The following is a 10322-nucleotide window of genomic DNA, read 5'->3' as shown; positions in this document are numbered from 1 at the left end:
CTCCTGCAGGGCGGCGACCTGCAGCGGCAGCGCATCACTCAGCAGCGCTGCACCTACCGGTACGTCGATGGACACGCGTCCATCGACGGTGACCGGCAGCGCTGCCGCCTTGCCATCCTTCAGGCGTATCCGCACGTTTTCCACATGCAGCGGCGTGGTGCCCAGCTCGTTGCTGATGCGCAGCCTCAGCGCATCGCCCTTGCTGCCCAGGCGCATGTCCTGGCGCACGGTCTGCGCGGCGAACTGTACCGGCGCATCGGCGCCGCCATCCTTGCGGTCAGGCGCGGGCGAGGCGGTCCAGGCGGTGACCCAGACCGGTGCGGCCAGCGCCACGGGGGCAGCCACGGCACTGCCGATGGCCAGGGAAAGCAGGGTGATCCAGCGCTGCATGGGCTTCGGTCCGGTCAGGAGAAGTAGGTGCCGCCGTTGACGTCCAGATTGACGCCGGTGACGAACGCTGCTGCGTCCGACGCCAGGTACACCGCTGCATCGGCGGCTTCGTCCGGCAGGCCCTGGCGACGCAGCGGCGTCGAGCCGGCCACCGCCGTGCGCACTTCGGGCTTGGTGAATTCATCATGGAAGCGCGTCGCGATCATGCCGCAGCACAGCGCATTCACGCGGATGCCCTTCGGCCCCAGTTCCTTGGCCATGGCCCGGGTGAAGGTCATCACGCCGGCCTTGGCGGTGGCATAGATTGCCGCGCCAGGGCCGCCGCCATCGCGACCGGCCTGCGAGGCGAAGTTCACGATCGCCGCGCCTTCGCCCATGTGCGGCACCACGGCGTGGGTGGTCAAGTAGGTGGAGGTCAGGTTGAGGTCGATGACCTTGTGGAAGAACGCCGGGTCGATGTCGGCCAGCGGACGACGCTCGACCATGCCGCCGGCCACGTTCACCAGCACATCGATGCGCTGGCCGAATGCCGCCTGGGTTGCTGCGACCAGACCGGCCACAGCGGCCGGATCGGTGACGTCGGCGCGATGGGCGATGGCCTGGCCACCGGCTGCCTTGATCAGCGCCAGCGTTTCCTGCGCGCTGGCCTCGTCGTTGGCGTAGTTGAGGCAGACGCGTGCACCGGCCGCAGCCAGCTTGATCGAGACGGCACGGCCGATATCACGGCCACCACCGGTGACGATGGCCACCTTGTCCTGGAACGACATGCGGGAAACTCCTTGGTTTGCGGGGGAATGCGAGGGAAAGGGGGCTCAACCGTCGTTGCGGTCGAGCTTGTGGATCGGTCCGGTCCACCACCACAGCGCCACCAGCGACAGCGGCACCAGTGCGGCGACGAGGATGAAGATCGGTGCGTAGGAATGGCGGGTCAGCACCGGCACCAGCCAGGTGGTGATCAACGTGCCGGCCACTGCGGCCAGGCCGCCGAGACCGGCCAGCGTGCCGACCGAGCGGCCGTCGAACAGATCGCCGGGCAGGGTCTGGATGTTGCCGATGGCGATCTGGAAACCGAACAGCACCGCAGCGATCGCCAGCACCGCAAACAGCGGCTGGTTGGCCAGTACCGCACCGAGCAGGGCCGGTGCCATGATCACGCAGCCCAGCGAAATCGAGAGCTTGCGTGCGCGGTCCACGCCATGGCCGGCATTGATCAGCCGCCCCGACAGCCAGCCGCCGCTGAGGCTGCCCAGCATGGCGCCGACGAACGGCACCCAGGCGAACAGGCCGATCTGCTTGATGTCGAAGCCGAAGGTCTCGGCCAGATAGATCGGCAGCCACGATACGAACAGCCACCAGATCGGGTCCAGCAGGAAACGGCAGGCGAGCATGCCCCAGCTCTGCCGGTGGGCCAGCAGCGAACGCACGCTGACCTTGGGCGCATCCGCGCGCTGCTGGCCGGTCCGGTCTTCCATGATCAGGCGTCGCTCGGCGTCACTCACCCACGGGTGCTTGTCCGGGCCGGCACGATAGACGAACAGCCACGGCAGCAGCCACAGGAAGCCAAGCGCACCGACCAGTACGAAGGTGCCGCGCCAGCCCAGCCACAGGTACAGGCCGGCGATGGCCGGTGCCGAAACAATGGCGCCGATGGACGCACCTGCGTTGAAAATGCCCTGTGCGAGGGCGCGCTCACGCGCGGGGAACCATTCGGCGTTGGCCTTTACCGCGCCGGGCCAGGCACCTGCTTCGCTGATGCCCAGCATCGCCCGCACCACGCTGAAGGACAGCATGGAGTGGGTGACCGAATGCAGCGCAATCGAGATCGACCACACACTGATCGACAACGCGAACCCCAGCCGCGTTCCGATCATGTCGAACAGGCGCCCGAACAGGAACTGGCCAGCGGCGTAGAACAGCATGAACACGGTCACCAGCAGCGCGTAGTCATCCTTGGTCGCGCCGACTTCCTTGGCGATCTCCGGCCACATCACCGCCAGCGCATTGCGGTCGATGTAGTTGATCACCGTGGCCACCGCGATCAGGCCGACGATCAGCCAGCGCACGGCCGAGCGCACCGGCACCTTGCGCAGCGTGGCCACGGCCGAGGAGCCGTTCATCGTGCGTCACCCTTGCTGCGGTCCATGCGCGCATGGCTGCCGCTCCAGCGGTAGGCATGGCCGTCCACGGTCACGCTGTGTTCGCCCTTCGCGTCGCTGTCGTCGGCCACGCCGAGTGCGATGCGTGCGCCGCTGGCCAGGCGCAGCTCGAGCACCTCGGCATCATTGCCGCGCGTGCGGATGATCTCCTTGATGCGGCTGTCGGCGCCGTGCACGTACTCGGCGGTGCCGTTGTACTCGCCATGCGGCTCCAGCACGCTGAAGAAGGTCACATCCTTCTGTGCTTCCACGCGCTGTAGCAGTGCCGGTTCGCGGCGCAGGTTGAATTCGGGATCGTTGGCACCGCTTTCCACCAGCAACGCCTGCGCTGGCGCGCTGCTGCCGAAGCGGTAGGTGTAGAAGCGTCCGTCAAGCAGCCACGCCAGCGTGCGCGGTTCACTGCCGGCCTCGCTACGCGCGTCCAGCCACAGGTGCTGGTAGCCGTTGTCGCTGCCGAGCACCGGGCGCTGGGTGGGGAAATGCTCGGCTTCGAAACCGGTGGTGACGATGTGGCCGTTGAAGTGCAGCGGCAGGTCGTAGCGTGCGGTCTTGTCGCCATGCACCTGCAGCAGGTCCAGCACCACAGGCAGGCCCAGTTCGGGGTGGCGCAGCAATGCCTGGGTGCGGGTGAATACCACGCCGGGGTAGGCATCACGCATGGTGGCCGAGGCCACTTGGGTGTCCTTGTCGGCCTGGAAGAAACGCACCGTTGGCGCATGTTCCTCGCCGCGCTTCCAGTCGCCCTTGAAGTGGCTCTGCTCGTTCACCACCAGGGTGTTGTGGGCCACGGTCTGCTTGGCCCAGCTGCGGTTCTCGGCCAGGTAGATGCCGCCTCGCTTGGCTTCCACGTTGAGGAAGCGTGCTGCGCCGTAGTCGGTCACCACGGCATTGCCGTTGTCGTAGAACAACCAGTTGAGCTTGTCGAAGTGGCCATGGCCCATGCCCTGCATGGTGTCCTTCTGCACCAGCGCCTGGCCGCGTTCGCCGCCCATGCGCAGGATTGCCAGACCGCCGCGTTCACCGTCCGGGCCATCGCGCAGCAGCATCGGCCGGTAGTCGAACGGTTTGGCCTTGTTGGCCGCCAATGCCTGCGCCACCTGTAGACCTTCCGGTGACAGCAGCAGGCGCTTCTGCTGCTGCGCGACCGACAGCAGACGGTCATCGCCGGCCTGCGCATAAGCGATGCCGATGCCCGCCACCAGCTCTTCGGTGTCGATGCCCTTGTCCAGGATCGCGTCGTTGATCGGGAAGAACAGGCCGTCGTAGCTGGTCTGCACCAGCACGTCCACCGCCTTCAGCAGCACGCCGTCGCGGCGCGCGAAGATCTTCCGCTGCGGCTCGTTGCGCTCAATGGCGTTGGCGAACAGCAGGAACGGCGCCAGCGCGTAGCGCTGGTAGTAGGGGCCTTCCTCGTAATAACCATCGGGCGAGAACAGCAGGTCGATCTGCCGCAGGAAACCGAACTGGTCATCCTTGCGGCTGCCGCGCAGCGATTTTTCCACCAGTTCCGGATCGCGCAGCACGTAGCCGGTCATGCCGGTGGCCGCCACCGCCCAGGTTGCGTGGTTGTGGATCTGGTCGTAGTTCTTCGGCTCGCTGGCCAGGAACTCGGCCATCGGCCGGAACACCTGCGATTCGATGGTCTGCCGGTCCTGCGGCGACAGGGCATCGCGGATCGCGTCGTAGCCCTGGATGGCGTTGACCAGCCAGACCGAATCGTTGAGCACCTGCCAGAACACCCGGCCGGGAATCTGCCCGCGTCCTTCCGGATGCGGGCCGAGGGTCGGGTAGAGCTTGGCGTACTGCAGCAGCATGTCGCGCGAATAGGTGACATAGGCCTTGTCGCCGGTCAGCCGGTACAGGGTGCCGGCGGCCAGCAGTGCCTGGTAGTTGCGCTTGTGCTGCTCATGGGTGCGACCGCCGCCCTTGTCCTTCGGCACCGGCACGTCGATGCCGGCCTTCATCATCTTCTGCAGCGATTTCTGCGTACGCGCCTGCTCCTTGGCGAACCATGGATAACGGCTGCCCTCGCTGGCCATCTGCTGCCACTGCGCAGCGGTCACCAGTACCGGCGCGGTATCGCCTTGTCGCGCGGCTGCGGCAGGCGCAGCGTGCAGCGACGTCGTCGGCATCAGGGCGAAGGGAGCGGCCAGGGCAAGGGCGAGCGCAAGGCGGTGGGAACACAGGGACAGCGGCTGCAACCTCATCGATCAACTCCGGTGCTGGTGCGTGACAGGGCAACCTCGCCCACCTTGGGATACCAGTCCACCCCCGTCTGTTCGCGCGGGGTCATCGCCAGCGCCGGATCGGCGCCGATGGCGGGCAGGGGCGTTGCCGGCACCCACAGACCGCTGGCCGCCTGCTGCAGGGCGATGCTGGCGCTGCTCACCCCGCCCGGGAATACGCTGCTGGCCTGCGGCGACTGCACGTTGTTGCTGAAGGAGATGCCGGCCAGCGAGCTGGCCGCATTCGGTGGATTCTTGCTGGTGCGGTTGACGATCAGGTTGCCGCTGAAGTGGCTGTTGCTGGCCGCGACCACGATCCCCTTGGCTTGGTCATGGCCCACGCCGAAGCTGATCTTCGCCACGTCGACAAAGGTGTTGCGGCTGATGGTTGCGTTGACCACCGGCGCATAGCCGGACAACGGCGGATTGGCCTGTGCATCCATCACCGCCAGCGCCGAACGGTTGCTGGAGCCGGCCAGCCGTTCGAAGTAGTTGTTGCTGACGGTCTGGTCGGCATTGATGATGCGCACGCCGCCGGTGCCGGCCTTGTCGTCGCCGAGGAAGAGGTTGTCGATCACCCGGTTGCCGTTGCCATGGCGCAGGGTCAGCGCGCCGGCCGAACGATAGAACACGTTGCCGCGGAAGGTATTGCCGCCGGACTTGTTGGAGACGATCTCGGTTTCGCCATCGCAGCCCTCGAACCAGTTGTTCTCGACAGTGCTGTTGGAATCGCTCAGCGAAGTGTCGCTGGTGCCGACGCGGATCGTTTCGCCGCCATTGACGCCCAGCGCCGGGCGCGGGCCGAACCAGTTGTGGTCGATGCGGTGCTGGTTGTCCAGGCCTTGGGTGGCATCGCGCACCACCACCACCGTCGGGCCGGCATTGGTCTTGCCACGCAGCTGGCTGTGGTCGATGCGGTTGTTGCTGCCGTACAGCGACACCCAGTAGTCCTGGTCGCTGCCATCGGGGTTGCTGTAGTCGTCGATGACCAGGCCGGTGACGCGGCTGTGGCTGGCTACCGCCTTGCTCGACTCGCGGAAGGCCACCACCGCGTCACCCGGGGTGTAGCCGTTGCGGAACACCAGGTTGGAGACCTGCAGGTAGCTGCCGGCCAGACGCAGGTCCGACGCCCCGCTGAGGATCACCTTGCCCGGCGTCTGCGCGCGCAGCACGATCGGCGCGGCCGCCGTGCCCTGGCCCTTCAGCAGCAGGCGCGCGTCGGTCCAGGTGCCATCGGCCAGCACGATCTCATCACCGGGCTGCAGGGCGGCAGCGGCGGTGGCGAACTCGCTGGCATCGTGGACGAGCCAGCTGGCAGCCATTGCTGGTGAACTGGTCAGGCATGTTGCCAGTCCAATTGTCAGACAATATCCAAGCATGGGTTTCGAAAGGCGGTGCGAAGTCGATTGAGTGCGCATGAAGTCCTTCCAGAGACGGCAATGCCGTGGTTTCAGAGTGGGTGTGCATACCACTTGTTGGGTGTGTTGTAAGCCACGTTGCGCGCAAAGTCATGCTGCATCAGCACATGAAATGGCCGGCAACCGGTCTGAATCAAAGGTATTACGAAAAATCCAGTCCAGTTGGTTGACATTTCTGTGTCGGCGTGTCGAAGCTGCGTCCCACGCCTACCGTCCGGGCGATCCTTTGGGAGGAGGAAAACCATGCGGCTACCTGCCGGAGTTGTACGTCGTACACCGTTGTCACCCACACCACTGATCGTGGCGCTGCTCGCTGCGCTGGCGGCTTCGCCGGCCGTACAGGCGCAGTCTGCCGCTACCGGTTCCGGGCAGGACGCCACCACCCTGGACCAGGTCCAGGTCACCGGCATCCGCGAGTCGATGCAGAGTTCGATCAACAAGAAGCGCGACGACACGGTGATCGCCGATGTGTTGTCGGCCGATGACATCGGCGACCTGCCCGCGCCGTCGCTGGCCGATGCGATCGAAACGCTGACCGGTGCCGCCTCGACCCGCGACAAGACCGGCGCGTCGGAAATCTCGATCCGTGGCCTTGGCGCATTCCTCAGCAGCACCAACTTCAATGGCCGCGAGATCACCAACGGCAGCGGCGACCGCTCGGTGAACTTCAACATGTTCCCGGCCGAGCTGATCAACACGGTGGCAATCTACAAGACCCAGCGTGCCGACATCATCGAAGGCGGTGTCGCCGGCACCATCGGGCTGGAGACGGTCAAGCCGCTGGAGTACGGCAAGCGCTCGGCGCAGATCGATCTGCGTGGCAGCTGGGCCGAGTATGACAAGAAGTACCGCGACGACGATGGCATCGGCTATCGCGGTACCGCCAGCTACATCGACCAGTTCGAATTCGGCAACGGCCAGAAGCTCGGCATCTCGCTGGGCGTCCAGCGGCTGGAGGGCACCGATCCGGAGGAGAGCATCACCAGCGGTTCCACCTGGTATGCCTGCGACGGCAGACAGAACGTGGCCAGTGCCAACTGCAGTGAGGTCAGCGCGCAGGCCATCGCCAACGGTGCACCGTATTACCTGGTGCCCAGCAGCCGCATCTATCGCATGAAGCAGGAACGCAATGATCGCCAGAGTGAATTCGCGGCGCTCCAGTGGCGGCCCAACGACGTGGTCGAGGTCAACCTCGATTTCGAGCATACCGAGCGCAACTGGGACGAGAACCGCAGCGACCTGAGCCTGTCCAACGCACGTCGCGGCATCACCCAGCGTGATGTGGACGAGGATGGCATCGTCCGTCACCTGCATGGCAGCACCTCCATCGATTCGACCTCCAACCGCTACTGGCGTGGCGAGGAGTACACCGGTGGCGGCCTCAACCTGATCCTGCGTCCGAGCCCGGCCTGGGAGCTGTCCACCGATATTTCCTATTCGCATACCAACCGCCTGGACAGCGAGCGCATGACCCGGCTGCGCGCCAACCAGCGCGACGTCAACAACGCGATCGTGCCGGGCATCAGCAGCGGCGCCACCGGCTATGTCGACTACGACTGGGACTGGCATGGCGAGGTGCCGAGCGTGGCGCTGGCGCCGAACTTCGACCCGAACAACTGGGATGCCTACACCGGTGCAGCGCGGGTGACCTCCAGTGCTACCGAGAACGACCACAAGATCAAGGCTGGCCGCTTCGATGCCAGCTTCATGCCCGAGTCCGGTTTCTTCACCCGCATCAAGGGCGGCGTGCGCGCCAGCCAGGCCGACTACCGCCTGCGCGACAACACCCAGGTGACCGACTACGACCAGCGCGTGGCGGCAGACAAGGCGAAGATCATTGCCGCCAACCGTGCCTGCCGCGCACCGTTCCCGCAGGACGACTTCATGGATGCGGCCAGCGGCAACACGATCTCCTCGTGGGCGTACTTCGATCCGAGCTGCCTCTACGAGTCCTTCCGCGGCACCAGTGACAGCGGCCTGGACCCGGATTTCCAGGATCCGAACAACGTCGATGTGACCGAGAAAACCCGCGCGCTGTACCTGATGGGCGAGTTCAGCAGCACGCTGTTCGGGCTGCCGGTCACCGGCAATGTCGGCCTGCGCTGGGTCAAGACCGATGTGCGCTCGGAAGGTGTGCGCACCGACCTGGCGATCATCGACAACGGCGACGGCACGATCCGCCTGCAGCCCACGGGTGATTTCACCACCCAGGTGTTCAAGTCGGGCAACGACAAGCTGCTGCCAAGCCTGAATGCCGCCTTCGAGCTGAAGCCGGACCTGCTGCTGCGGGTGGGCGCGTACCGGGCGATGTCGCGGCCGGATATCGCCGCACTCGGTGCCGGTCGAACCATCAATGTCAGCAGCGATGCCACCTATACCGGCCTGGCCGACGCGCTGGACGACATCAGTGCCAGCGGCAATCCGGCCGCACAGCCGTTGATGTCCTGGAACGGTGATGTCTCGCTGGAGTGGTATGCGAACCCGGACACGCTGCTGGCCGGTGCGGTGTACTGGAAGCAGTTCAACGGCGGCACCGCCACCGCGCTGGTGCCGGAAACCTACACCATCAACGGACAGACGGTGACCGTGCCGGTGCGCCAGCAGGTAACCACCGATGAGGACAGCACCCTGACCGGTATCGAGCTCAGTGCCACCCACCGGTTCTCGTATCTGCCCAAGCCGTTCGATGGCCTCGGCTTCAAGGTCAGCTACAACTATGCCGACGCCGACTACCAGACCCAGGATTCGCGGTTGGGCGAGCAGTTGGCTGCCGATGGATCGATCATCCCGGCCATCGTGCCGCCGGCCGGCCTGAGCGGATTCTCGCGGCACGTGCTGTCCGGTTCCCTCTACTGGGATGTGGGCCGCTTCAACATCCAGGCCATCGGCAAGTTCCGTTCGCACTATTACCAGGACTTCACCGGCAACACGGCGCAGCAGAACCGCTATTACGATGACAACACCAGCGTCGACCTGCGCCTGCGCTACCGGGTGAACAAGCAGCTGTCGCTGTCGCTGGAACTGATGAACCTGACCAACGAGCCACGCGTGGCATACCAGCCGCTTTACGGGAATTTCCGCGAGGTGGTGAGCTACGGGCGGCGCGCGTATTTCGGTGTACGATACAAGTTCTGAACAGGGCGGCGCGGCCAATGGTCGCGCCGTCGCTCCAACCGGACCCGCACCGTGCCCGGTGGCCGGGGACGGGCCCGGAGGGAACCGCCAAGGGTCAGCCGCATGTCCGCCAACCGTCTCTACCAGACCATCGCCGCCAAGCTCCGCAAGCTGATCGAAGATGGCGAATATCCGTCGGGTTCGCGCCTGCCGGGCGAACGTGAGCTTGCCGAACGTTTCGGCGTCAGCCGGGTCACCATCCGCGAGGCGGAAATCGCCCTGGAAGCGCAGGGCTGGATCGCGATCCGTATCGGCTCGGGTGTCTATGTGAAGCCGCGCCCGGCACAGGCCGTCGGTGGATTGCCCGACATCAGCGCCTTCGACCTGACCGCTGCGCGTGCCGTGTTCGAGGCGGAAGCCGCCGCGCTGGCGGCAAGCAATATCGATGAGGCAGGCATCGCCGAGCTGCAGGTGCTGGCCGAAGCGTTGTGCCGGCGTGACCTCACCGATGAAGAGGCCGGCGATTACGACCGCCGCTTTCATCTGGCCATCGCCCGCCTGTCGGGCAATCCGGTGGTCGAGTATCTGGTGCAGCAGATCTGGCGCATGCGCAGCGAGCTGCCGCGGGTGACCGAGGTCTACGCCCGGGTGTGTCATGACGATGGCGCCAGTCGCGCTGACGAGCACATGGCGATCTTCGAAGGTCTGCGCGCGCGCGATCCGGTCGCGGCACGCAATGCGATGCGGCATCACTTCCAGCGCCTGTTCGAGGCGATGCTGGAGGCGACCGAAAGCCAGGCGCTGGCCGAGATCCGCCGGCAGACCCAGCAGGACCGCGAGCGCTTCCTGGCCACGACCCGGATCTGACCGGGTTCATCCTGTAGAGCCGGGCCACGCTCGGCTGCTTTCCGTTGGAACGTCCCGCCCCCGCACTGCCTGCATCCGCGCGCTATGCTGGGCTCCGGACGTCTCCCATAAGGAAAGCGCGATGTTCCCGACCATGTTCTTCAGCGCGGTAC

6 protein-coding genes and 1 pseudogene are annotated in these 10322 nt (G+C 65.7%); 2 read left to right on the top strand and 5 right to left on the bottom strand.

The features are described 5' to 3' along the window. From DBR20_RS17795 to DBR20_RS17775, 5 genes and pseudogenes are all read right to left on the bottom strand, one after another. A pseudogene (locus tag DBR20_RS17795) lies at window positions 1-390 on the bottom strand (SGNH/GDSL hydrolase family protein); the annotation flags it as partial. A 14-nt stretch (window positions 391-404) separates the two neighbouring features. Beyond that, complete coding sequence (locus tag DBR20_RS17790) at window positions 405-1157, bottom strand: glucose 1-dehydrogenase (protein WP_108267351.1); 753 nt, start codon at window positions 1155-1157, stop codon at window positions 405-407. A 45-nt stretch (window positions 1158-1202) separates the two neighbouring features. After that, window positions 1203-2507, bottom strand: coding sequence for an MFS transporter (locus DBR20_RS17785; protein WP_108267349.1), 1305 nt, complete (start codon window positions 2505-2507; stop codon window positions 1203-1205). Then, window positions 2504-4753, bottom strand: a complete 2250-nt coding sequence (locus DBR20_RS17780; RefSeq protein WP_108267347.1) for an oligoalginate lyase — start codon at window positions 4751-4753, stop codon at window positions 2504-2506. The genes DBR20_RS17785 and DBR20_RS17780 overlap by 4 nt, the downstream gene beginning before the upstream one ends. Beyond that, complete coding sequence (locus tag DBR20_RS17775; RefSeq protein ID WP_258223418.1) at window positions 4750-6093, bottom strand: polysaccharide lyase 6 family protein; 1344 nt, start codon at window positions 6091-6093, stop codon at window positions 4750-4752. The genes DBR20_RS17780 and DBR20_RS17775 overlap by 4 nt, the downstream gene beginning before the upstream one ends. 339 nt (window positions 6094-6432) lie before the next feature. On the opposite strand from DBR20_RS17775, the gene DBR20_RS17770 reads away from it, so the two are divergent. Together DBR20_RS17770 and DBR20_RS17765 are read left to right on the top strand one after the other, a co-directional pair. After that, window positions 6433-9324 carry a TonB-dependent receptor gene (locus DBR20_RS17770; protein ID WP_108267343.1) on the top strand — a complete coding sequence of 964 codons (2892 nt, stop codon included), beginning with the start codon at window positions 6433-6435 and terminating at the stop codon, window positions 9322-9324. A 102-nt stretch (window positions 9325-9426) separates the two neighbouring features. Further along, window positions 9427-10170, top strand: a complete 744-nt coding sequence (locus tag DBR20_RS17765; protein ID WP_089236513.1) for a FadR/GntR family transcriptional regulator — start codon at window positions 9427-9429, stop codon at window positions 10168-10170. The last annotated feature ends 152 nt before the right edge of the window (window positions 10171-10322 follow it).

The sequence above is a fragment of the Stenotrophomonas sp. HMWF023 genome (assembly GCF_003060985.1).
Taxonomy (GTDB): Bacteria; Pseudomonadota; Gammaproteobacteria; order Xanthomonadales; family Xanthomonadaceae; genus Stenotrophomonas; species Stenotrophomonas lactitubi.
This window is presented reverse-complemented; position numbering and strand designations above follow the sequence as displayed.

Coding starts and splice junctions, on each gene's coding strand:
- DBR20_RS17780 (WP_108267347.1), bottom strand. CDS start 4,753: ATGAGGTTGCAGCCGCTGTCCCTGTGTTCCCACCGCCTTGCGCTCGCC.
- DBR20_RS17785 (WP_108267349.1), bottom strand. CDS start 2,507: ATGAACGGCTCCTCGGCCGTGGCCACGCTGCGCAAGGTGCCGGTGCGC.
- DBR20_RS17775 (WP_258223418.1), bottom strand. CDS start 6,093: ATGGCTGCCAGCTGGCTCGTCCACGATGCCAGCGAGTTCGCCACCGCC.
- DBR20_RS17790 (WP_108267351.1), bottom strand. CDS start 1,157: ATGTCGTTCCAGGACAAGGTGGCCATCGTCACCGGTGGTGGCCGTGAT.
- DBR20_RS17770 (WP_108267343.1), top strand. CDS start 6,433: ATGCGGCTACCTGCCGGAGTTGTACGTCGTACACCGTTGTCACCCACA.
- DBR20_RS17765 (WP_089236513.1), top strand. CDS start 9,427: ATGTCCGCCAACCGTCTCTACCAGACCATCGCCGCCAAGCTCCGCAAG.